This is a genomic window from Streptomyces sp. R818, from assembly GCF_056172735.1.
The window spans coordinates 327,799-349,371 of the sequence record NZ_JAOCNE010000002.1 but is presented as its reverse complement, the minus strand read 5'-3'; the positions used below and the strand labels follow the sequence as shown (position 1 = coordinate 349,371).

The window sequence follows — 21,573 nt, the reverse complement described above, 5'->3', positions numbered from 1 at the left end:
ATGCACACCCTTTCCCCCAAGACCCCCGGCTGGCTGGACTGGTACCAGGACCCGTCCCGGCCGACGTTCAAGCTCCCCGCCGGGGCCGTCGACGCCCACTGCCACGTCTTCGGCCCGCAGGCCGAGTTCCCCTTCGCGCCCGAGCGCAAGTACACCCCGTGCGACGGCGGCAAGGAGCACCTCTTCGCGCTGCGCGACCAGTTGGGCATCGCCCGCAATGTGATCGTGCAGGCCACCTGTCACGGCGCGGACAACTCCGCGATGGTCGACGCGGTCCGCGCCGCGGGCGGCAGGGCGCGCGGCATCGCCACTGTCCGCCCGGACGTCACCGAGTCCGAGCTGCGCGCTCTCGACGCGGCGGGCGTGCGCGGGGTGCGGTTCAACTTCGTACGCCGTCTGGTGGACGCGCCACCCACGGACGCGCTCACCACCATCGCCCGGAAGATCGCCCCGCTCGGCTGGCACATCGTCCTGTACTTCGAGAGCGCCGATCTGCCCGAGCTGGAGGGGTTCTTCGGTTCGCTGCCCACCCCGCTGGTCATCGACCACATGGGGCGCCCGGACGTCACCAAGGGCGCCGACGGGCCGGAGTTCGGCCGGTTCCTGCGCTTCGTCGACCGGCACGACGTGTGGGTGAAGGTGACGTGTCCCGAGCGGCTCAGCGTCACCGGACCGGCCGCGCTCCACGGCGAACGGCGCCCCTACACCGATGTCGTCCCCTTCGGCCGCCGCGTCGTGGAGGAGTTCGGCGACCGGGTGCTGTGGGGCACGGACTGGCCGCACCCCAACCTCACCGACCACATGCCGGACGACGGCCTCCTCGTCGACCACCTGCCGCAGGTCGCGGTGGACGAGGAGCAGCAGCGCAGGCTCCTGGTGGACAACCCGATGCGCCTGTACTGGCCCGGCGAGGACGCCTGAACCCCGAGCCCCTCCCCCGACCATCTGACAAAGGCGTCACATGTCACCCTCCAACGCACTGAACCGGATCGACCGGCTGCCCGTCTCCCGGTTCCACAAGCTCACCCTGATCGCCGTGTCCTTCGCGTACTTCTTCGAGTTCGCGGACATCAACAGCTTCGCCACCACGGCACCGAAACTCATCGACGTGTGGGGGGTGACGGTCGACCAGGTCGCCTATGTCACCTCCCTGTCGTTCTTCGGCATGTTCATCGGCTCCGTCGTCGGCGGCGCCGTCGCGGAGCGCTGGGGCCGCAAACGGGCCCTGCTCCAGACGACGTTCTTCTTCGCCTTCTTCTCGTTCGCCTCGGTCTTCTCGTGGAACCTGGTGTCCCTCGGTGTGTTCCGCGTCCTGACGTCGGCGGGCCTGTCGGCGATGACCGTCGTCGCCGTCGTCTACGTCAACGAGATGTATCCGGCGGCCGTGCGCGGCAAGTACCAGGCCTACGCCATCGTCATCGGCATCTGCGGCACCCCGGTCACCAATCTGATCGCCAGTGCCGTCGTCCCGCTCAGCGACTGGTCGTGGCGCCTGGTCTACCTGTGGGGTTCGCTCGGCGTCCTGCTGATCCTGTTCACGCGGCGCCTCAAGGAATCCCCGCGCTGGCTGGAGAGCCGGGGCGAGCACGCCGCAGCCGACAAGGTGCTGCGTGAGATAGAGGCGCAGGTCGCCGCGGAGAAGGGACCACTGCCCGAGCCGGCGCCCCCGGCCGAGGAAGCCGTCTTCCGGAAGGCCCCGCTGCGGCTGCTCCTGCAGAAGAAGTACCTCTACCCGACGCTTCTCCTCACCGTCCTGTGGGTCACCCAGACCATCGGCTTCTTCGGCTATTCGAGCTGGGCGCCGACGCTGCTCGCCAAGGAGGGCATGAGCGTCGAGAAGTCCGTCTTCTACGCGGCCCTCACGACCGTGGGCGCACCGCTGGGCTCGTACCTGGCCTCCCTGGTCACCGACCGCTTCGAGCGGAAGTGGTCGCTCGCCGTGTTCGGCACGGTCATCGCGGTGTGCGGGCTGCTCTACGGGCTGACGTTCAGCCCGGTCCTCATCGTCGTGTTCGGCTTCCTGGTGAACTTCTTCGAGCGCGGCTACACGGCGCTGGCGTACGCCTATTCGCCCGAACTCTTCGACACGCATGGCCGGTCCCTCGGGACGAGCATCTCCTACGGGCTCGGCCGCCTGTCGAACGCCGCGGGCCCGCTGATCGTGGCGGCGCTCTACAGCAGCCACGGATACCGCAGCGTCTTCTACTTCATCGCCGGGACCTGGCTCGTCGGCGCCCTCGTCCTCGCGCTGTTCGGCCCCCGCACACGCAGGGCCCGCCTCGCCGCGGCCGAGGAGCAGCGGAGAGAGCGGGCCCAGGTGGTCGGCGCCGGTTAGTTCCCGTGCCCGGTGAGCGGGTCGCCCGCCTTGCGGACGGCGCCGGCGATCCAGGCCATGGCCTCGGGCACGTCATAGTTCCCTGCGTGCGGCTGGTTCCAGGCGAGCCGGTAGTCCAGGTTCTCGACCTGCTTGTCGGCGGCGAGCGCCCGGTCGAGGTTGAGGGAGACGGTGAACGCGGTGTCGCGGTCGCGGGTGCCGTGGCGGACGTACCAGTTCGGGGCGGTGTCGGCGCGCGTGCCGATGAACGCCATCGGGTCGATGAGGCGGACCTGGTCGTCGACGGTGGTGCTCTTCTTCGCCGTGTACTGCTTCCAGGTCAGGCCGGTGTCGTCGAGGCCGCTGCCGTCCCCGGCCACGTCGTTGTGGTCCCAGCTGTACGCGGTGTAGTTCATGTACCGCTGGGTCGGCGGGCCGAAGAGGTCGGTCTCGGTGCCGCTGGTGGTGGAGCCGTTGACGCCGAGGGCGTCGAAGGCGGGGGTCGTCTTCAGCTTCGCCTGGGTGGCGACGAAGGCGAGGTAGTTCTCCATGTCGAGGGAGCGCACCGTGCCGGTGGCGGTGTCGACGTCGATCCAGTCGTTGACGTAGGACTTCGTGGTGGGCGGCGTGCCGGGGCCGCCCGAGCTGATCTCGAAGGTGCCACCGAGCGGCGGGATGGTGTGCGCCGGGTCCGCCCGGAGGTAGGTCTCGGCGGAGCGGACGACCTCCTTTCTGATCGTGTCGAGCAGGGTCGCGGTGGTGAGCCGGGAGCCGTCGGGGTTGCGCAGGCCGAGGCCGCGCTCGTAGGCCGCGAACCGCTCGGCGAGCGCGGTCGCGTCGGCCGGTGAGGGGTTGGAGTCGGTGGCGTCCCGGGTGCCGAGGACGTTGAAGAGCCACTCGTAGGCGATGTCCGCGTTGCCGAGATCGGTAATGGGGCAGTACGCGTTGACGGCGAAGACGTCGTCGCGCAGGGTGCTGCGGCCCTTGGCGTCGATGCCTGCCGCGCCGATCCCGGCCAAGTAGCGGTCGTAGTCGGGGCTGTTGCCGGAGGCGCCCAGGATCGACACGAGGGCGCCGCCCCCGCTGGTGCCGTTGATGACGATGCGCTCCGCGCTGCCGGGCATGGCGGCATCGTTGAGGCGCAGGTAGCGCACGGCGGCCTTGGCGTCGACGACCGCGGCGGGGGCCTTGCCGGGTGCCGTGCCGTCGGCGCCGACCAGGCCGCGGCTGCGGTTGGCCACGTCGACGAACACGTATCCCGCCTTCAGCGCGGCGCCCACGTTGCTCGTGGAGCTGTTGTAGGAGGAGCCGTCCGTGACGCTCGCCTTGAGGTAACTGGCCTTCCAACCGCTGTTGTTGACCGCGAAGTAGATCGGCGTGCGCTGATCGCCGAAGGCGCTCTCGGGGACGAACACGTTCATGCTCTGGTAGCCGCACGCGGTGTCGGGGATCGTGGTGGTGCCCCCGCCGGGGCCGCCCGGCTGCTGGGACGCGGCGGCGACGGGGTTCGCCACGTAGCAGATCTCCTTGTACCAGCGGACCTTCACGGGGCGGCCGTCGACCGCGACCGTGATCGTCGTGTACGCGGCGGAGCCGAAGTCCAGGGCGGCGTCCTGCGGGTCCGCCACGGGTCCGCGGCCCGGGAGCGGGGCCGCCGCCGCGACGGAGGTCGGCACCGCGACCGCCGCGAGTACGAGGGAACTCGCGAGCGCCGCGCCGCGCAGGAGGCGGCGGCGCCCGGTTCCCTTTCCGGACTGATCGGCGAGCGCGTCACGACCGTCACGACCGTCACGGCCATCACGGCCGTCACGACCATCACGACCGAGAAACACAGACTTCCTCCGCATGGTTGACCCCTTATCGAGCACGGTTCGTCGGGCTCACGCACGCTACGGGATTGTTAACAATATGCCTAGCAATCTCGCGGACATTCACAGTCCGGTGCGGGTGCGGAAGGTGCGGCGGTAGGTGTCCGGCGGGACGCCCAGGGTGCGGTTGAAGTGGCGGCGCAAGGTGGTGGCGGTGCCCATGCCGGTCGATGCGGCGACGGCGTCGATGCTGTCGTCCGTCTTCTCCAGCAACTCCTGCGCGCGGCGGATGCGTTGGGCCAGGAGCCATTGCAGCGGAGTCGTCCCGGTGGCGGCCCGGAAGAGGCGGCCGAGGTGGCGGGGGCTCATACGGGCCTGCCGGGCCAGGTCCGCCACGGTCAGCGGCTGGTCGAGGCGCTCGACGATCCACGGGATCAGGGCGGTGAGCGGATGGTCGTCCTGGTCGGGCACGGGCGCGGTGACGAACTGGGCCTGGCCGCCGGAGCGGTGCGGCGGCACGACCAGGCGGCGTGCGGTGGTGTTGGCGACGGCGGAGCCGTGGTCGAGGCGGACCAGATGCAGACACAGGTCGAGGGCGGCGGCCTTGCCCGCGGACGTCAGCACCCGCCCGTTGTCCACGTAGAGGACGTCCGGGTCGACCTCCACCTCGGGATGGCGGGCGGCCAGCACGTCGGTGTGGGCCCAGTGGGTGGTGGCGCGCAGCCCGTCCAGGACGCCCGCGGCGGCGAGCACGAAGGCGCCCGTGCACAGGGAGACCACGCGGGCGCCCGCGTCGTGGGCGGCGCGGACCGCGTCGACGAGGTCGGCGGGCGGGTCCACGTCCACGTCGGCCCAGCCGGGGACGATCACCGTGCCGGCGCGTTCGAGATGGTCGAGGCCGTGGTTGGGCTCCAGGCGGAACGGACCGAAGCCGACGGCGGCGGGGCCGCAGAGTGCGAGGTCGTACCAGGGACCGGTGACGGCGGCGGGCGCGGGACCGAACACCTCGCAGGCGATGGCGAGTTCGAAGTGCAGCATCCCGTCGGTGACGGCCAGCGCGACGGACTGTGCGTCGACAGATCGCATGTCCGTAATTGTACGCACCGTGTCGTTGCGGACACTCACACGTACTCACTCGACGACACCAGGATGTATCGCGTCGGCCGATCGGCACGACACACGAGTTTTCAACGGGAGAGACGAACATGACAGCGGGACAGGGACAGGGACTGGGACTGGGACAGGGGCTGAAACAGGGACAGGGCCTGGGACGGCGCGTGACGGTCTACGGGGCCTACGGGCACACCGGCCGGTTCGTGGTGGCGCACCTGCGGGAGCGCGGCTTCGTCCCGGTCCTGTCCGGGCGCGACGCCGACAGGCTGAAGGCGCTGGCCGCGACGGTCCCCGGGCCGGAGGCGCTGGAGATCCGCCCCGCCGAGGTCGCCGAACCCGCCGCGCTGGACCGGGCGTTGAGTGGCGTGGCGGCCGTCGTCAACTGCGCGGGCCCCTTCGCGACGACCGCCGCACCGGTGATCGAGGCCGCCCTGCGGGCCGGGATCCCGTACGTCGACGTGGCGGCGGAGATCGAGGCGAACGTCGACACGTTCACGCGGTTCGCCGACCGCGCCCGCGCGGCGGGGGCCGTGGTCCTTCCGGCGATGGCCTTCTACGGCGGCCTCGGCGACCTGCTGGTCACCGCCGCGATGGGCGACTGGACGGCGGCCGACGAGGCACACATCGCCTACGGGCTGAACAGCTGGGACCCCACTCCGGGCACACGTGCGGCGGGCAAGGTGTCGGCGGAGCGGCGCGGCGGTCGCCGGGTACGTTTCGCCAAGGGCCGCCTGGAGTACCACGACGATCAACTGCCGACCCTCACCTGGCCCTTCCCCGATCCCGTGGGCCCGCGCCCCGTGCTCGGCGAGTTCTCGATGGCCGACATCGTCACCGTCCCCCACCACCTGGCCGTCCCCGAGGTCCGCACCTACATGACGACCGAGGCCGCGGGCGGTGTCGCCGCACCCGACGCGTCGGCACCCACGGCGGTGGACGAACGCGGCCGCTCCGCGCAGACCTTCCTCGTCGACGTCGTCGTACGCGCGGACGGCGGCGAGCGCCGGATCGCCGCGCACGGCCAGGACATCTACGCCGTCACGGCGCCGCTGGCCGTCGAGGCGGTCGCCCGCATCCTCGCCGGGGACACACGCGCCGCCGGCGTGGTCTCGGCGGGCGAACTCTTCGACGCGCCCGGATTCCTGCGCGCCCTGCGCCCGCATGTCACGCTGGTTCGAGGCTAGCCACGACCGGCGGCAGCAGCCCTTGCACGACGAGGCCGGCGTGCCGCCCCGGCAGCGCGGTGACCTCGACCTGGTGCTCGCGGCCGGAGACCGTGCGGCTCTGCCAGGGGACAGGACGACGGCGTCGAGGTCGGCGGGCAGGTCGTCGACGCCGAGCGCGGGTTCGTGCAGCCGTCTGCTGCTCAGGCCGTGCCCCAGGTAGGCGTGCCAGCCGCGATGCTCGAAACAACGCCCAACGGGATGAACTCGGACCAATCTCTCCCCCGGGGCTCTCGAACCGTTGACGGAGCGGCCCCCGTGGACACGTACAAGCTCAGTGAACCGGAGCGATGGCACGGTCACTCGTCGGCGCGCGGCCGACCTGCCCCACGCAGTCCTCGCCACCGCTCCGGTCGCAGAAAATTCAGCACTGGTGCCCGTGCTCGGCCTTCCCCCCCTGAACGGCCGACGGGTACAGCCCCGCGGGGCGGCCCGCGGGCGTGCCGCCGCACGGCCGGCCGGGGTCCGTCAGGAGACCCGTACGGCCGTCGGCTCAAGCGGCCCGCCACAGTGCGGGCACGTTCGGCGGCTCCCACCCCGGCTGGGCCGTGTGTGCCTGGAGACACACATAGGCGCGGCTCCCGTACGTGACCCGGTCACCCGCCCGGTAGGTGACGCCGACGGCCCATGTGCCGCCCGGCGGGGTGGGGGTGCCGGGGCCGGGGTCCTGCGGCACGTCGAGGACGAAGTCGAAGGCCGCCTCCCGGCCGCTGCTCCCGTCCCGGACGTTCATGAGCAGTCGCGGGTCGAAGATGGTGTCGGTGTTGTTGTTGCGCGGCTCGTTCGGGAAGTACAGCTGCGTGGTCAGGACCCGACGGCCGGGCGCCTGCACCTTGACGTGCAGGTGGCGCGTGCGCCCCGGATACAGGCCCGGCACGATGGTCGTGAGCGTGAACGCGCCGCGTGCGTCGGTGAATTGGTGCCCGCGCAGCCGGAAGCCCGTGTTGTCGTAGGCGCCGCCCGTGTCCGCCTGCCACCAGTCGAGGAGGACGTCGGAGACGGGGAGGCAGGCGCGGCCGAAGACGTAGCCGGTCACGGTGAGCGGCGTGCCGGGCAGGCCGGACTCCCGGAGGTTGCTGCGCAGCGGTGAGTTCGGTTTGAAGTAGGGGCCCTCTGTCTGCTCCGGGGTGGGGTCGTCGCCGTCGTCGCACTCCGGGGTCAGCTCCGGTGTCCCGCCGCTCGTCGCGACCGAACGGGCGAGGGCCGGGCCCGCGGCGAGGGCGGCGGGTATGGCCACGGTGGCCGCGAGCGCCGCGCGCAGCACCGTCTTGCGGCGGACGAGCCGGGGAGAGTCCGCCGCGCCGTCGGCGCCGAGGTCGTCCGGTTCCGCGCCGCGCGTGCCTGCTTCGTCCATGTCTCCTCCTCGTGGGGGTGGTGGGCACCGAAGCTAGGCGGGCGCGGGAGGTGGTTCGAGGGACTGGTGTGCACGGCTGTGGTGTTTTCGGAAGGCGCCGGGGCTGCTGCCGGTCTCGCGCCGGAAGAACCGCCCGAAGTAGGCGGGGTCGTCGAATCCGGTGCGGGCGGCGACCTGTCGTACGGACAGCTCGGTGTGGGCGAGGAGTTGCTGGGCCAGGTAGACACGTGTCTCGATGAGCAGCCGGCCGGGCGGGCGTCCGGTGGCCGCGCGCACCGCCTGGGTGAGGTAGCCGGGCGTGACTCCGAGCCGCTCGGCGCACCCCCGCACGCTCAGGGCCGCCGCCTCGGGGCGGGCGATGAGCCGCGCGAAGTCCTCGGCCACGGCGGCCGTACGGCCCTCGGCGCGCGGCACCCGGCCCGGCCCGTGGCCGACGGGCAGCCGGGCGGCGCGGACGACGCGGACGACGAGGACATGGAGCAGCGACCGCAGGACGCTCTCGTGCCCGGCGGCCCGTTGCCGGTGCTCGGCGATCAGCTCGGCGACGAGGGTCCGGATCGACCGGTCGTGCTCGGCGTCGAGGCCGAACCAGCAGAGCGCACCGAGGTCCCGCAGGATCTCGCGGTCGCCGGGGTGGTCCACCAGGAAGTCGTCGGTGAACAGCACGAGGGAGCCCTCGGGGCCCCGGCCGCCCTCCCAGTGGTGCACCTGTCCGGGGAGGATCACCGCCAGTTGCGGAGGCCGCACGGGCCAGCGGGCGAGGTCGACGACGTGGTCGCCCGAACCGGCGCGGACGTGCACGATCTCGTAGAAGGTGTGCCGGTGCGGCCGGTCCCACCGGGACAGCGGGCCCACCTCCTCGAAGGAGCCCGCGGCGAACGGCGGGGCGCCGGGCCCGGCCACTTCCAGGCGGTGCAGCGGCACGTCCCCCGCGCCGGGGGGCTGGCTCGGGGTTCCCGGTAGGACGGTGGTGCTGCGCATCGGTCACGCTCCTCTCACGGATCACGGATCACGGATCACGGATCACGGATGCGGATCACGGGTCACGGACACCGGCCGGATCGGGCAGATGCGTTCCCCTTCTGGTCTGTACCAACCCCTTGCCCGTCGCCCGGGTCCGCCGCAAGCTCCCTTCATGGAGCTGGAGTTGCGGCATCTCAAGACCGTCCGGGCCATCGCGGACGCCGGCAGCCTGACCCGGGCGGCGGTGGTGCTCGGGGTCGCGCAGCCCGCCCTCAGCGCGCAGCTGAAGCGCATCGAACGAGCCCTCGGCGGGGAGCTCTTCGAGCGCGGCCGGCACGGTGTACGGATCACCGCGCTCGGTGAGCTGGTCCTGGAACGTACCCGCATCGTGCTGCCCGCCGTGAGCGAACTCCAGCGCGAGGCCGCCCGCTTCGCCCGGACGAGGCCGGACGGGGACCGGCCCCGGTCGCGGCTGCGGCTCGGCGGGACGCACGGACCGCTCCTCGGCGCCCTGGTGGACCGGCTCGCCGACGCCGCGCCCGCCACCACCGTGACCACCTGCGCCTCCTGGTCGGAGCGTGAACTCGCCAAGTCGCTCACCGAGGGCGGCCTCGACTTCGTGCTCACCGGCGCGTGCGGCCTGGCTCCGCCGCCGGAACCGCCGGAGTCCCCGCGGGTCCGGTGGGAGGAGATCGCCGTCGACCCGGTCTTCGTCATGCTCGCCGACGGCCACCGCCTCGCCCGGGGCCGAGAGGTCGAATTGACCGCGCTGGCCGGCGAGGAGTGGTCGTGCGTCCCCGGCGACGGCTGCTTCGCGGACTGCTTCACGGCGGCCTGCGCCCGCTCCGGCTTCACGCCCCGGCGGATGTACGAGACGGACACCGCGTCCTGCGTCCACCTCGTGCAGGTCGGCCGGGCGGTCGGGCTCTGCCGGGCCACCTTCCCGCCGACCCCCGGCCTCACCATCCGTCCGCTCGCCGGTACGCCCTTGTCGTGGCGGCATCTGCTGGGCTGGCTCCCCACCGGACAGCAGCCGGACACCGCGGCGGTCGTGCTGGCCCAGGCGCGCGAGGCCCACGCGGACGCGGCGGCGCGCAGCGACAGTTACGCGCACTGGCTGGCCCAGCGCCACCCGGAGCCGGACGCCGTGCCGCACCCGGCACCGGCCGCGCGCCCGCACCCCGCCGCCGGTTCCATAACGCGAGGGCAGGGGGTCGGCTGACGTCTTACGGGCAGGGCGCGTCCCTCCTACGGTGTCGGCACTCCCCACAGATCCAGCACCGGAGCGCTGGATGATCCGCCGCTCCGACGTTCCCCCGATCCCCAGGAGACCTCCCCATGCCTCACAGACACCTCAAGGCCACCTGTGCCGCCGTCGCGGCGGCCGGTGCGCTGCTCGTTTCCGGACTCACCGGCTCCGCGCACGCCGGGGCGGCCCCTTCCCCGGCCGCCCCGACGGCCGCCGAGACCCTGCGCACCGCCTCGGCGCCGACCGCCCTGCTCACCGCGCTCCGGCGCGACCTCGGCCTCACCCGGCAGCAGGCGGACCGCCGCCTGGCCAACGAGGCCGAGGCGGGCGCCACCGCGGGCCGCCTGCGCGCCGCCCTGGGCGGGCACTTCGCGGGTGCCTGGGTGAGCGGATCCGTGTCCGGCACCCTGACCGTGGCCACGACCGACCCGGCCGACGTACGCGCCATCCGCGCGCGGGGCGCCGACGCCGCCGTCGTCGACCACACCCTGGGCGCGCTCGACGCGGCCAAGACACGTGTCGACCGGGCCGCCACACGTCACGCCACCACCAGCACACCCGTCTGGTACGTCGACGTCACCGCGAACAAGCTGGTCGTCCAGGCGACCCGGGCGGACGCCGCCCGCTCCCTGCTCGCCGCGGCCGGTGTCGACGCCTCCCTCACCCGGATCGAGCGGGCCACCGAACAGCCCCGCCCGCTCTACGACCTGCGCGGCGGCGACGCCTACTACATAGGCAGCGGCAGCCGCTGCTCCATCGGCTTCCCGATCACCCGCGGCACCCAGCAGGGCTTCGCCACGGCGGGCCACTGCGGACGCGCGGGCGCCACCACCTCCGGCTCCAACCGGGTCGCGCAGGGCACGTTCCAGGCGTCCGTCTTCCCCGGCAACGACATGGCGTGGGTGGCCGCGAACTCCAGCTGGACCGCGACACCGAACGTCAACGGCTCCAGCGCGCAGGTCGCCGGGTCCACCGTGGCCACGGTCGGCTCCTCCGTGTGCCGCTCCGGTTCCACGACGGGCTGGCACTGCGGGACGGTGCAGCAGCTGAACACCAGCGTGACCTACCAGGAGGGCACCGTCTCCGGAGTCACCCGTACCTCGGTGTGCGCCGAACCGGGCGACTCCGGCGGCTCGTTCATCTCCGGCAGCCAGGCGCAGGGCGTCACCTCGGGCGGCTCCGGCAACTGCACGAGCGGCGGCACGACCTACTTCCAGCCGATCAACCCCATCCTGCAGAGCTACGGCCTGACCCTGAAGACCACCACATCGGGCCCCGGGGACCCGGGAGAGCCCGGCGAACCCGGCGAGCCCGGTGGCACCTGGGCTGCGGGCACCGTCTACCAGGCGGGCGCCACGGTCACCTACGGCGGCGCGACCTACCGCTGCCTCCAGGGCCACCAGGCGCAGGCGGGCTGGGAGCCGCCGAACGTACCGGCGCTGTGGCAGCGGGTGTGAGCACTGCCTGACACCGAGGTGCCGGGGCCCGCCCGAACGGCCGGGCCCCGGCACCTTCTCGACGCTGGACGCGCTCAGAGCGTCACCACTCGACCCGGGCCGCCACCGGCCGGTGGTCGCTGCCGGTCGCCGGGAGCACCCACGCCCTCGTCGGCTCCACACCCCGTACGAGGATGTGGTCGATCCGCACCACGGGGAACGCGGCCGGCCAGCTGAACCCGAACCCCGCGCCTGCCACGTCCTGGGCCGAGCGCAGACGGGCGGTGAGGGCGGAGAACGCGCGGTCGTCCGTGGATCCGTTGAGGTCGCCGAGCAGCGCCACCCGCTCCGTCCGCTCGGCGGCGACGGCGGCGCTCAGCGCCTGGACCCCGCGGTTCCGCTGGGCCGTTGCGAAGCCGCCGCTCGGGGTGGCGCGGGTGGAGGCGAAGTGGGCCACGTACACCGCGAGCGGCCCGCGGCCGGTGGTGACCGTGGTGCGCAGGGCGCGGTTGTCGGCCGTGTCGGCGCTTCCCCGCTTGGTGGCCGCGAGCGGCCCGTGGTCCATCCCGATGTCGACCGGTGCGGTCCCCGACAGCGGGAGCTTGCTCCACAGCCCGACCGTGCCGCGCACGGTGTGGTGCGGGTAGGCCGCCGCCAGCTCCTTCTCGTACGTGGGCGTGGCCCGCGCGGTGATCTCCTCCAGGGCCAGTACGTCGGCGCCCGAGGCAGCGAGGGCGTGGGCGGTGGCCGCCGGGTCGGGGTTGTCCGCGCCGACGTTGTGGCTCACCAGGGTGAGGTCGCCGCCCGCGTGGGACCTGTCGGTGAGCAGCCCGCCGTACAGATTCAGCCACAGCAGGACCGGCAGCAGCAGCGCGGCCACCGCGCACGCGGAGCGCCGCCACAGTGCCGCCGCGAGCAGGGCGGGGACGAAGAGGCCGCACCACGGCAGGAAGGTGTCGACGAGGCTGCCGACGTTGCCGACACCGTTCGGGATGTACGCGTGGAGCAGGAGGAGCAGGGCCAGGAGCACGGCCGATGCCGCGACGATCCGGCCGCGCCGCCACGGTCCGGGGCGCAGGGCGGCGCGGGCCGCCCTGCGGGCGCCGCCGCGCAGGGCGGAGGGGCTGCTGATCACCGTTGCATCCTCGGGTCCTCGGTGGGGTCGGCGTACGGGGCCGGGCAGCCGTCGTCGATCGCGGCGGTGCGCAGCTCGTAGTGCCAGGGTTCGTTCCGGTAGATCCGGCACAGCCCGTACGCGGCGCCGTGCTCGGACAGCCATGCCGTCGCGTCGGAGCGTCCGAGATCGACGGCGTCGCCGGACACGTGCGGGGAGGTCGCCGCGGTCGCCACCCAGCGGGCCGCCTCGTCCTCGGAGCCGTACTCGGCGACGGCCTCGCGCAGGAGCTGGTTCTGGTAGGCGGCGGAGCGCCAGCCGCTGTTGAGGCGGAAGACGGTTCCCGTGCCGCCGGCCGCCCGCGCCGCCCGGTGCAGTGCGTCGCGCAGCTCCGGGTCGAGGCGGGCCACGGCCGGGAGGCCGGTGTCGAAGACGGTCGCGCCGTCGGGAACGACACCGTCCGCCGTGTCGGGCGCGCCGTCGCGCGCTGCCCGTGAGCCGAGCGGTGACGGCCGCGCGGGGGGCGCCGCCGTCGAGGTCGGCTGCGCCGAGGCGGCCCCGGAATGCGTCCCCTGGCGAGCGAGAACGGCGGTGCCCGCCGCGATGACGGCGACCAGCGCGACGGCGACGAGCCACCACCGCGTCCGGCGGCTCGGTCGGCTCGGCATGTGTGCTGAAGGTGTGGTGCGATCCATGACGTCAGTCAAGGAGCGGCCGTGTTGCCGACACGTATGCGGTTTTCGATATGCCCGCGATATGCGGCGGCTCGTAGCCTCGTTCCCATGCGTGTGCTGATCGTGGAGGACGAGCCCTACATGGCGGAGGCCATCCGTGACGGCCTGCGCCTGGAGGCCATCGCGGCCGACATCGCGCTGGACGGGGAGAGCGCGCTGGAGCTGCTGAGCGTCAACGCGTACGACATCGCCGTCCTCGATCGCGATGTGCCGGGACCGTCCGGTGACGAGATCGCGCGGCGGATCATCGCGTCCGGCAGCGGTATGCCGATCCTCATGCTCACCGCCGCCGACCGCCTCGACGACAAGGCGTCCGGGTTCGAGCTCGGCGCGGACGACTACCTGACGAAACCCTTCGAACTGCGCGAACTCGCGCTGCGGCTGCGGGCGTTGGACCGCAGGCGCGCACACAGCAGGCCGCCCGTGCGGGAGCTCGCGGGGCTGCGTGTCGACCCGTTCCGCAGGGAGGTCTACCGCGACGGCCGGTTCGTCGCGCTGACCCGGAAACAGTTCGCCGTGCTCGAGGTCCTGGTCGCGGCCGAGGGCGGTGTCGTGAGCGCCGAGGACCTCCTCGAACGGGCGTGGGACGCGAACGCGGACCCGTTCACCAACGCCGTGCGCATCACGGTCTCCGCACTGCGCAAGCGGCTCGGCGAACCCTGGCTCATCACCACCGTGCCCGGCGTCGGCTACCGCATCGACACTCACACCCGTGCGGGCTCCGGGGAGGGCGATCGTGGTTAGGGAGCCCGGGGTGAGCGTGCGGCTGAAACTCACCCTCAGCTACGCCGGTTTCCTCACGCTGGCCGGGGTCCTGCTGCTCGCGGCGGCGTGGTTCTTCTTGATGCGTGTGCCGCACCCCGGGCTCATCGTCCAGCCCGGATACCGCCTTCCGGTGCTGCGCGCCTTCGCGCCGATGGCCGCTGTCGTGCTGGCCTTCCTGTTGCTGTTCGGCCTGGTCGGGGGGTGGTTCCTGGCCGGCCGGATGCTCGCGCCGCTGACCCGGATCACGGACGCCACCCGGCTCGCCGCCACCGGGTCGCTCTCCCACCGCGTCCGGCTGCCGGGCCGCGAGGACGAGTTCCGCGAGCTCGCCGACGCCTTCGACACGATGCTCGCCCGGCTCGAGGCGCACGTCGCCGAGCAGCGCAGGTTCGCGGCCAACGCCTCCCACGAGCTGCGCACGCCGCTGGCCATCTCCAAGACGCTCCTGGACGTGGCCCGCAGCGACCCGGACCGCGACGCCGACGAGCTGTTCGACCGGCTCCACACGGTCAACACCAGGGCGATCGGCCTGACCGAGGCGCTGCTGCTGCTCAGCCGGGCCGAGCAGCGGGCCTTCGCCCGCGAGCGCGTCGATCTGTCGCTCGTGGCGGAGGAGGCCGTCGAGACGCTTCTCCCCCTGGCGGAGAAGCACGGGGTCACCGTCGAGATCCACGGCGACATCAGCATGACCAGCGGATCGCCCGCGCTGCTGCGCCAGTTGGCGGTGAACTTCGTGCACAACGCGATCGTCCACAACCTGTCCGGCGGGGGCACTGTGTGGGTCAGCACGGGTGTCCAGGCCGGCGCGGTGGTGCTGACGGTCGAGAACACGGGCGAGGTCCTCGCCCCTGCTCTCGTGGCGACGCTCAGCGAGCCGTTCCAGCGCGGCACCGAACGCGTCCACACCGATCACGCCGGGGCCGGCCTCGGCCTGGCCATCGCCAAGACGATCGCCGAGGCCCACGACGGAGCACTCACCCTCACACCGCGCTCGTCGGGAGGGTTGCGCATGACGGTGGAGCTGCCCCTGTCCACAGCGTGAGCCGCACGCCGGTTACCACCGGGACTTGCCCCGTGAAACCGATCGGTTTACTCTTCCGAGAGTAGGAAACCGATCGGTTTCCAACGGCTTTCCAGCTTTCCACGGGCCTCTCCATGGCCCTTCAACGGCAGGGACGGAGCGAGTCATGACCGCGATCGAAGGCGCAGTGGTCCTGGTGACGGGTGGCGGCAGAGGCATCGGAAAGGCCCTCGTGGACGGCCTTCTCGACCGAGGAGCGAAGAAGGTGTACGCCACCGCCCGCGATCCGCGCACCATCACGGACCCGCGTGCGGTGCCGCTGGCCCTTGAGGTCACCGACCCCGCGTCCGTCGAGGCCGCCGCGCGTACGGCGGGGGACGTGACCATCCTGATCAACAACGCGGGCGTCTCCACCCACGCGTCCTTCCTGGACTCCCCGCTCGACGACGTGCGCCGGGACTTCGAGACGAACTTCTACGGGCCGCTGCTCACCGCCCGCGCGTTCGTCCCCGTCATCGAACGCGCCGGCGGCGGACACATCCTGAACGTGCACTCCGTGCTGTCGTGGATCGGCCTCGCCGGTTCCTACAGCGCCTCCAAGGCCGCGCTGTGGTCCCAGACCAACTCGCTGCGCCTCGATCTGGCCCCGCGGGGCATCTCCGTCACCGGGCTCCACGTCGGCTACGTCGACACGGACATGACCGCGGCGATCGACGCCCCGAAGTCCTCACCGGCCGACGTCGCCGCCCAGGCCCTCGACGGCATCGAGAACGGGGCCTTCGAGGTGCTCGCCGACGAGCTGACCCGCCAGGTCAAGGCGGGCCTCTCGGGCGACATCCCGGCCCTGTACCCGCAGCTGGCCGCCTGACCGGCCGCCGTGAACCGCTCGGCTCCCCGGAGGTAACCTCGCCCCATGGCCACCACCACGGACAAGGCGTCCACCACGGACAAGGCGTCCACGAGGGACCGGCTGCTCGACGCGGCCATGGAACTCTTCTACCGCGACGGCGTCTCTCTCGGCGTCGAGGCCCTGTGCCGGGCCGCCGGAGTGTCGAAGCGCTCGATGTACCAGCTCTTCGGCGGCAAGGACGAGGTGCTCGCGGAGAGCCTGGCGCGGCGGGCGCCCGCGTACCGGCGCACCTTCGGCCTGGACGCGGAGACCGAGCGGCCGCCCCGCGAGCGCATCCTGTACGTGTTCGAGCAGTTGGAGCAGGCGTCGGCGGCGGCGGACTACCAGGGATGTCCGTTCCTGTCGGTCCTGGTCGAGCTGAAGGACCAGGACCACCCGGCGCGCGCCGTCGCCCTGCGCGCCAAGAACTCCCTGACCGAGGTCTTCCGCGCGGAGGCCGAGCGCGGCGGCGCCCACGACCCCGAACTGCTCGCCCGTCAGCTCACCCTCGTCTTCGACGGCGCGAGCGCGCGGGCGGGCGCGAAGGCGGAGACCCTGCGGGGCCTGGCCACCACGACGGCCAGGGCCTTGCTCGACGCGGCGGGCATGGAGTAGTCCCGGTCCGACATCGACACGGCTGTTCAGGGCCTTCAGCGCGACGTGCGGCGGGAAACCGGCGCCGCCACGGCCGCCCTCGCGTACATCAGCCACCTCGCGCTCGGGCTGCTGCACGGGCTCGGCGTGACCGGGCGCCGCGTCCCGGAGGACGGCAGCCTCGTAGCAACCGGCGGCCTGAGCACGCTCAGCGCGACGACCCCGCCGGTCACCGCGCTCGACGCGCCGCTGCGCGAAGTCGGTTCGCTCGCCGGGGCCACGGCGGCCGCCGCCGTCCGCGCGTCCTGGAACGGCGCGGATGGACGACGGGTGCCGGGTCGCCTCGGGCTCGTACACCTGGGACCTGACCGCGCGACCCCGCGACGGTCAGGGCGCCGATCTGTCCCTGTCGGGGACGACCACCGTGAACTGACGTCACGCCACCGCGTACTTCCGGCCACATCCGCGCATCTCGGCCACTTCGACGCCGACACGACAACCCTTGCCCGGTCCGGGATGTCACACCAAGCAGGAGGAAGCACTCCAAGAACAACAAGGGGGAAATATGCGATTCAACCGTTCTGTGCTGTCACTGTCCGCGGTGGCGGCCCTCGCGGCGGGCTCCACGGCCGTCCTCGCGTCACCGGCCTCCGCCGCACCCAACACCACACCGCAGAAGGTCTGCGGGAGTGCCTACAAGACCGTGAACTCCGCGGCGGTCGGATCGCTCGGGACCATCTACCTCACCTACAACAGCAGCAACGGCCGCAACTGTGTCGCGACCATCCGCTCCACCCCCGGCACCGCGGTCGACATGTCGGCCTGGGTCTACGTCCCCGACACCGACCAGGGGGACTCGGACTACGGCCGCTACACCTCGTACGCCGGTCCGGCCTACGTGTACGGCAAGGCGCACTGCGTGGACTGGGGCGGCAGCATCAAGAACGTCTACGTCTCGGTGTACGGCTCCAACTGCGGGGCCCTGAAGGAGCAGCGGGTCACCACGATCCGCTGACGCATCTCCGCCCCGGCCAGGTCACGGACCTCGGCCGGGGCGGTGGCGTGCGTGAGATCATCCGCGCATGGGCGATGACCTCGAACTCGCAGTGAATGCTCTGGCGATCAACGTCACGATCCCGGAGGCGCTCCGCTGGACGGACACCCGGCGCGGCCAGGTGTTCGCCCTCACCACACTCAACGTCCGGCTCCTCCCCGACGGACACCTCGCCACGAAGGCGTACGGCAGGCCAGTCGAGGGCGGCCGGGGCGCCTACGTGTCGTTCCCTGTTCCCGACAGACCCGAACTGGCGGCGCTGATCTCGCAGGCCGCCGAGCGCGCCGGGGAGTTGTGGGCCGCACACCGCGGTCTCGGCTGAGCACGGAGGACGGACGCGTCAGCCCTCAGCCCTCAGCCCTCAGCCCTCAGCCGTCAGCCGTCGGGGGGTCACCTCCCCCGCGCCACCTGCGCGGCCAGCAGATGCGAGTCGAGGAGCGTCATGTCGGCGGTGCGGTCGGCCCGCGAGTAACCCGCCAGCATGCGTTTCGTCGTGACCAGGGCCTCCGGTGCGCGGCGGCCGAGGGGGCGGGTCCAGGCGGAGACGGCCCGTTCGAGGCCGTCGGCCGGGGTCACCTTGTGCAGGAGGGAGATCCGGTGCGCGGTGGCCGCGTCGAACGTGTCGCAGGTCAGCATGAGTTCCCGGATCCTGGCGGCGCCGCCCTCGGAGATCAGGCGGCCCATGGCACCGCCCCAGGCCGGGGGCAGCCCGACGCCCACCTCCGGCATACGGAAGGTGCAGGTGTCCGCGCCCGCGCGCAGGTCACAGTACGAGGCCAGGGCGAGGCCCGCGCCGATGACCTTGCCGTGCAGTTGCGCGATGGTGACCGCGTGGGTGTTCTCGAGCGCCTGGCACAGACGGTGGGCCTTGTCGGCGATGCGGCGCAGGGCGGCCCCGGTCGGGTCCGTCTCCATGGCGGCCTGGAACTCGGTGCGGTCGGCGCCCAGGCAGAAGTTCTCGCCCAGGGAGGAGAGCACCAGGACACGCAGGTCGGGGCGGTCGTGGAGGTCGTCGAGGACCGCTGTCAGGGCGTCGAGGACGGCGGCGCTCAGCGTGTCGTCGCCCTGCCCCTCGGGGTTGAGGCGGACGTGCAGGACCGGGCCGTCCTCCTCGACGAGGACCGCCTTACGGGACGCCCCGGACGCGTCGGAGGCCTCGGAAGACCCGGCCGACTCCGACGACCCGGTGAAGAAACGATTCAGCATTGTCATGCGAAAGCAACGTCCAAACTCAGGGGGCGCCGGAACGCCACGCGGGGCGCCCAGGTCGGGGGGCGTACGAGGGTGAGCCGGGGAAGGCGCTGGATCATGCGGCGGAGCAGGGTGTGCGCCTCGAGCCGGGCCAACGGGGCGCCGAGGCAGTAGTGGATGCCGCCGCTGAAGGCGAGGTGGGCCGGGCGGCGCAGCGGGTCGAAGCGGTGGGGGTCGGGGTGCCGGGCCGGGTCGCGCTGGGCCGCCGCCACCATCAGGTGCACCATCTCGTCCTGGCGTATCTCGATCCCGCCGAGGACGGTGTCCCGGGAGGCGACCCGGCTGATGACATGGGTCGGCGGGTCGTACCGCAGTGATTCCTCGACGAATGCGGGGACGAGTTCGGGGCAGGAGGTCAGCAGATCCCACCGCTCGGGGTTCTCGACCAGACGCAGTGCCATCGTTGTCAGCAGGGTCGCGGTCGTCTCCAGTGCGGCCAGGACGACGAACAGGGCGAGCAGGTAGACCTGTTCGTCGGCCTCGGCGCGGTCCGGTTCGAGGGCGTCCCACGTCCGTATCCACCCGGAGACGGGGTCGTCGCCGGGCCGGGCGCGCCGGCTGCGGACCAGCTCGACGAAGTAGGCGCGCAGTTCGGCGGTGGCCGCGTCGGACCGGGCGAGCTGGCTGGCGGACGGGAGCAGTTCCTGGGTGAAGACCTGCTCGTGGGTCAGGGCGCGCAGCCGGGGCCAGTCCGCCGCGGGCAGCCCGAGCCAGTGCCCGACGGCCGCCACGGGCAGCTCCTCGCTGACCGCGGCGGCGAAGTCGGTACCGCCCTCGCGCAGTTGCTCGACCAGCGCGTCGAGGAGCTGGTCGGTCACGGTCTCGACGGTCCGGCCGAGGTCCGCGATGGTCGAGCGGTCGAAACCGCCGGCGGCGCGGCGTACGCGCGTGTGGTCCGGGGGGTTGAGCGCGGGAAGGGTCTTGCCCATCTCCCGCGAGGAGGGCGCGTTCCAGCGCGTGCCCGCCCCCTGGCGTTCTCGCCAGCGCGCGTCCGGTTCGAGCCACTCGCGACTTCGCAGGATCTGGTCGCAGACGTCGAAGTCCGTGACGAGGGAGCCGCCCCAGGGGGCCGGGCTGACCCCGCCCCTGGCCGCGAGTTCGGCGTAGAGGGGAAAGGGGTCGGCCTGTCCTTTGGCGGTTCGCAGTCGTGAGAACAGTGAGACGGCGGCCCGACGGTCGTAGGGCTGAGCGGAGACAACTCCCATGGCGACGGCTCCTTCCTGAGCTTCGAGCGCCATGGATACCCACAAGATCGTTGAACCATCCAATTACTTACTGTTTTCGCGGAGTTACTTAAATCACTCGCCCCGGGTCCAGGAGAGGAATCGGCTGAAGAGACCCCCTTTGCGCTGCTTCGAAGCAGCGGAACCGGCATCCACCTGGTTGTTCCGTGCCACCAGCGCATCCGCGGGGGCGACCGAGGGCCGGGAAGCGGAACCGGAGGACGACTGACTCAGATCGCCGCCTGCAAAGGGAATCGTTCGCGGAGTGAAACGGACCGGGAGCGTCACCAGGGAGCGGCTCCACGGCGAGGGCACCCACGCGAGAGCCGCGAACGGACGGCTCAGCTCGACGTCGGGAAGCCGCTTCAGGAGCGACTCGACGGCCGTGACCGCGATCATGAACGCCGGGTCCTTGGCCGGGCAGCCGTGCGGCCCGGCCCCGAAACCCAGATGCGCCTTCGCGCTGAGCTGCTCGCGGTGGACGCTCAGCTTGGGATCGGTGTTGGCCGCGGCGAAGGAGATCAGCACCGGGTCGTTGGCGCGAATCGTCCGGCCGCCGAGCTCCACGTCGTGCGTCGGGTAGTGCGCCGCGTAGTTGGCGATCGGCGCGTAGTTCCACAGCGTCTGGGAGACGGCGCCCTCGACCGGGAGACCGGCCTGCCAGTCCTCGCCGAGGTAGAGCGCGGTGCTGGTCCCGATGGTCGCCGCGAGCGGCGCCGTACCCCCGGAGAGCAGGGTGACGAGCTGGTGCAGCACCTCCTCGTCGCTCAGCCCCGCCGGGTGCTGCATCAGACGCGACGTCACATCGGTGCCGGGCCGGCGGTGCTTGAGGGCGATCAGCTCGGCCAGCGCGCCGCCGAGGACCTCGTCCGCGCCGGGCGTGCCCTCGAAGATGCCGCTGATGCCGGAGATGACCCGGTCACCGATCTCGGGCGGGCAGCCGAACAGCTGGCTGAAGACGAGCAGCGGCAGCGGGGCGGCGTAGGCCGCCATCAGGTCCGCCTCGCCGCCGCGTTCGGCGCTGAAGCGGCTGATCAGGTAGTCGGCGGACTGCTGCGTGAGCCGCACGAGCTGGCGCTCGTCGACCGTCGCGAGGCTGTCGGTGACGACCTGGCGCAGCCGCGCGTGCGCCGCGCCGTCGCTGAAGAGGGCGTTCGGCCGGTAGCCCATCATCGGCAGGGCCGGGCTGTCGGCGGGGACGCGCCCCTCGTTCAGGGCGTTCCAGCGCCGGGAGTCGCGGACGAACGACGCGGGGTTGTGCAGGATGTGCAGGGCCGCGTCGTAGCTGGTGACCAGCTCGACCTCGACGCCCGGGGCGATGTCCACGGGCGCGCTGGGTCCGGCCGCGCGCAGGTGCGCGTAGTGCCCGTCGGGGTCGGCGCCGAACGAGGGACCGTAGAGGTGGAGGTTCTCGTGCGCGGGGCAGCCCTGCGGTATGTGCGAGGTGTCTTGGGGGTGCTGCATGGCG

Annotated in this window: 20 protein-coding genes and 1 pseudogene; 12 read left to right on the top strand and 9 right to left on the bottom strand. The window is 72.3% G+C overall.

Annotated elements, in window-relative coordinates; translation table 11 throughout:
* Positions 1–921, top strand: coding sequence for an amidohydrolase family protein (locus N5I75_RS04455; protein WP_476674485.1), 921 nt, complete (start codon positions 1–3; stop codon positions 919–921).
* A gap of 40 nt (positions 922–961) precedes the next feature.
* Positions 962–2,335 carry an MFS transporter gene (locus N5I75_RS04450; RefSeq protein ID WP_476674483.1) on the top strand — a complete coding sequence of 458 codons (1,374 nt, stop codon included), beginning with the start codon at positions 962–964 and terminating at the stop codon, positions 2,333–2,335.
* On the opposite strand, the gene N5I75_RS04445 is transcribed toward N5I75_RS04450, so the two are convergent.
* Together N5I75_RS04445 and N5I75_RS04440 are read right to left on the bottom strand one after the other, a co-directional pair.
* The gene (locus tag N5I75_RS04445) at positions 2,332–4,161 is read right to left on the bottom strand and encodes a subtype B tannase (protein ID WP_476674481.1); all 1,830 of its coding nucleotides are present in this window, start codon (positions 4,159–4,161) and stop codon (positions 2,332–2,334) included. The genes N5I75_RS04450 and N5I75_RS04445 overlap by 4 nt on opposite strands.
* An 84-nt stretch (positions 4,162–4,245) precedes the next feature.
* Positions 4,246–5,208 (bottom strand): helix-turn-helix domain-containing protein, encoded by a 963-nt coding sequence (locus N5I75_RS04440; RefSeq protein ID WP_476674479.1) that lies wholly within the window; start codon positions 5,206–5,208, stop codon positions 4,246–4,248.
* 119 nt (positions 5,209–5,327) lie between these two features.
* Between N5I75_RS04440 and N5I75_RS04435 the strand changes: the two genes are divergently transcribed.
* Positions 5,328–6,419, top strand: coding sequence for a saccharopine dehydrogenase family protein (locus N5I75_RS04435; RefSeq protein ID WP_476674477.1), 1,092 nt, complete (start codon positions 5,328–5,330; stop codon positions 6,417–6,419).
* Between the two features lie 532 nt (positions 6,420–6,951).
* Here N5I75_RS04435 and N5I75_RS04430 read toward each other — a convergent pair.
* Positions 6,952–7,812 (bottom strand): dioxygenase family protein, encoded by an 861-nt coding sequence (locus tag N5I75_RS04430; protein ID WP_476674475.1) that lies wholly within the window; start codon positions 7,810–7,812, stop codon positions 6,952–6,954.
* Positions 7,813–7,845: 33 nt separating this feature from the next.
* A complete protein-coding gene (locus tag N5I75_RS04425; RefSeq protein WP_476674473.1) occupies positions 7,846–8,793 on the bottom strand; it encodes a helix-turn-helix domain-containing protein in 948 nt (315 codons plus the stop codon).
* Positions 8,794–8,947: 154 nt separating this feature from the next.
* On the opposite strand from N5I75_RS04425, the gene N5I75_RS04420 reads away from it, so the two are divergent.
* Positions 8,948–9,997: a LysR family transcriptional regulator gene (locus N5I75_RS04420; RefSeq protein ID WP_476674471.1), complete on the top strand. Its 1,050-nt coding sequence runs from the start codon at positions 8,948–8,950 to the stop codon at positions 9,995–9,997.
* Between the two features lie 116 nt (positions 9,998–10,113).
* The gene (locus N5I75_RS04415; protein ID WP_476674469.1) at positions 10,114–11,481 is read left to right on the top strand and encodes a carbohydrate-binding protein; all 1,368 of its coding nucleotides are present in this window, start codon (positions 10,114–10,116) and stop codon (positions 11,479–11,481) included.
* A gap of 82 nt (positions 11,482–11,563) precedes the next feature.
* On the opposite strand, the gene N5I75_RS04410 is transcribed toward N5I75_RS04415, so the two are convergent.
* The gene (locus N5I75_RS04410; RefSeq protein WP_476674752.1) at positions 11,564–12,574 is read right to left on the bottom strand and encodes an endonuclease/exonuclease/phosphatase family protein; all 1,011 of its coding nucleotides are present in this window, start codon (positions 12,572–12,574) and stop codon (positions 11,564–11,566) included.
* 17 nt (positions 12,575–12,591) lie between these two features.
* Complete coding sequence (locus N5I75_RS04405; RefSeq protein ID WP_476674465.1) at positions 12,592–13,242, bottom strand: M15 family metallopeptidase; 651 nt, start codon at positions 13,240–13,242, stop codon at positions 12,592–12,594.
* Between the two features lie 114 nt (positions 13,243–13,356).
* Here N5I75_RS04405 and N5I75_RS04400 point away from each other — a divergent pair, with 114 nt between their 5' ends.
* The 7 genes and pseudogenes from N5I75_RS04400 (at position 13,357) to N5I75_RS04370 (ending at position 17,953) form a co-directional block, all read left to right on the top strand.
* Positions 13,357–14,052 (top strand): response regulator transcription factor, encoded by a 696-nt coding sequence (locus tag N5I75_RS04400; RefSeq protein WP_476674463.1) that lies wholly within the window; start codon positions 13,357–13,359, stop codon positions 14,050–14,052.
* A gap of 10 nt (positions 14,053–14,062) precedes the next feature.
* Positions 14,063–15,115: a sensor histidine kinase gene (locus N5I75_RS04395; RefSeq protein ID WP_476674462.1), complete on the top strand. Its 1,053-nt coding sequence runs from the start codon at positions 14,063–14,065 to the stop codon at positions 15,113–15,115.
* Positions 15,116–15,260: 145 nt separating this feature from the next.
* Positions 15,261–15,962, top strand: a complete 702-nt coding sequence (locus N5I75_RS04390; RefSeq protein ID WP_476674460.1) for an SDR family oxidoreductase — start codon at positions 15,261–15,263, stop codon at positions 15,960–15,962.
* Positions 15,963–16,007: 45 nt separating this feature from the next.
* On the top strand, positions 16,008–16,598 hold the full coding sequence (locus N5I75_RS04385; protein ID WP_476674459.1) for a TetR/AcrR family transcriptional regulator: 591 nt from the start codon (positions 16,008–16,010) through the stop codon (positions 16,596–16,598).
* 45 nt (positions 16,599–16,643) lie between these two features.
* A pseudogene (locus N5I75_RS04380) lies at positions 16,644–16,868 on the top strand (substrate-binding domain-containing protein); the annotation flags it as partial.
* A 274-nt stretch (positions 16,869–17,142) separates the two neighbouring features.
* Positions 17,143–17,592 carry a spore-associated protein gene (locus N5I75_RS04375; protein ID WP_476674457.1) on the top strand — a complete coding sequence of 150 codons (450 nt, stop codon included), beginning with the start codon at positions 17,143–17,145 and terminating at the stop codon, positions 17,590–17,592.
* Positions 17,593–17,659: 67 nt separating this feature from the next.
* A complete protein-coding gene (locus tag N5I75_RS04370) occupies positions 17,660–17,953 on the top strand; it encodes a hypothetical protein (protein ID WP_476674455.1) in 294 nt (97 codons plus the stop codon).
* Positions 17,954–18,021: 68 nt separating this feature from the next.
* Here N5I75_RS04370 and N5I75_RS04365 read toward each other — a convergent pair whose 3' ends face one another.
* The 3 genes from N5I75_RS04365 to N5I75_RS04355 all read right to left on the bottom strand — a co-directional run bounded on the left by N5I75_RS04365 (position 18,022) and on the right by N5I75_RS04355 (position 21,569).
* A complete protein-coding gene (locus N5I75_RS04365) occupies positions 18,022–18,843 on the bottom strand; it encodes an enoyl-CoA hydratase/isomerase family protein (protein WP_476674453.1) in 822 nt (273 codons plus the stop codon).
* On the bottom strand, positions 18,840–20,087 hold the full coding sequence (locus N5I75_RS04360) for a cytochrome P450 (RefSeq protein ID WP_476674451.1): 1,248 nt from the start codon (positions 20,085–20,087) through the stop codon (positions 18,840–18,842). The genes N5I75_RS04365 and N5I75_RS04360 overlap by 4 nt, the downstream gene beginning before the upstream one ends.
* 93 nt (positions 20,088–20,180) lie before the next feature.
* The gene (locus tag N5I75_RS04355; protein ID WP_476674449.1) at positions 20,181–21,569 is read right to left on the bottom strand and encodes a cytochrome P450 family protein; all 1,389 of its coding nucleotides are present in this window, start codon (positions 21,567–21,569) and stop codon (positions 20,181–20,183) included.
* Positions 21,570–21,573 lie beyond the last annotated feature (4 nt).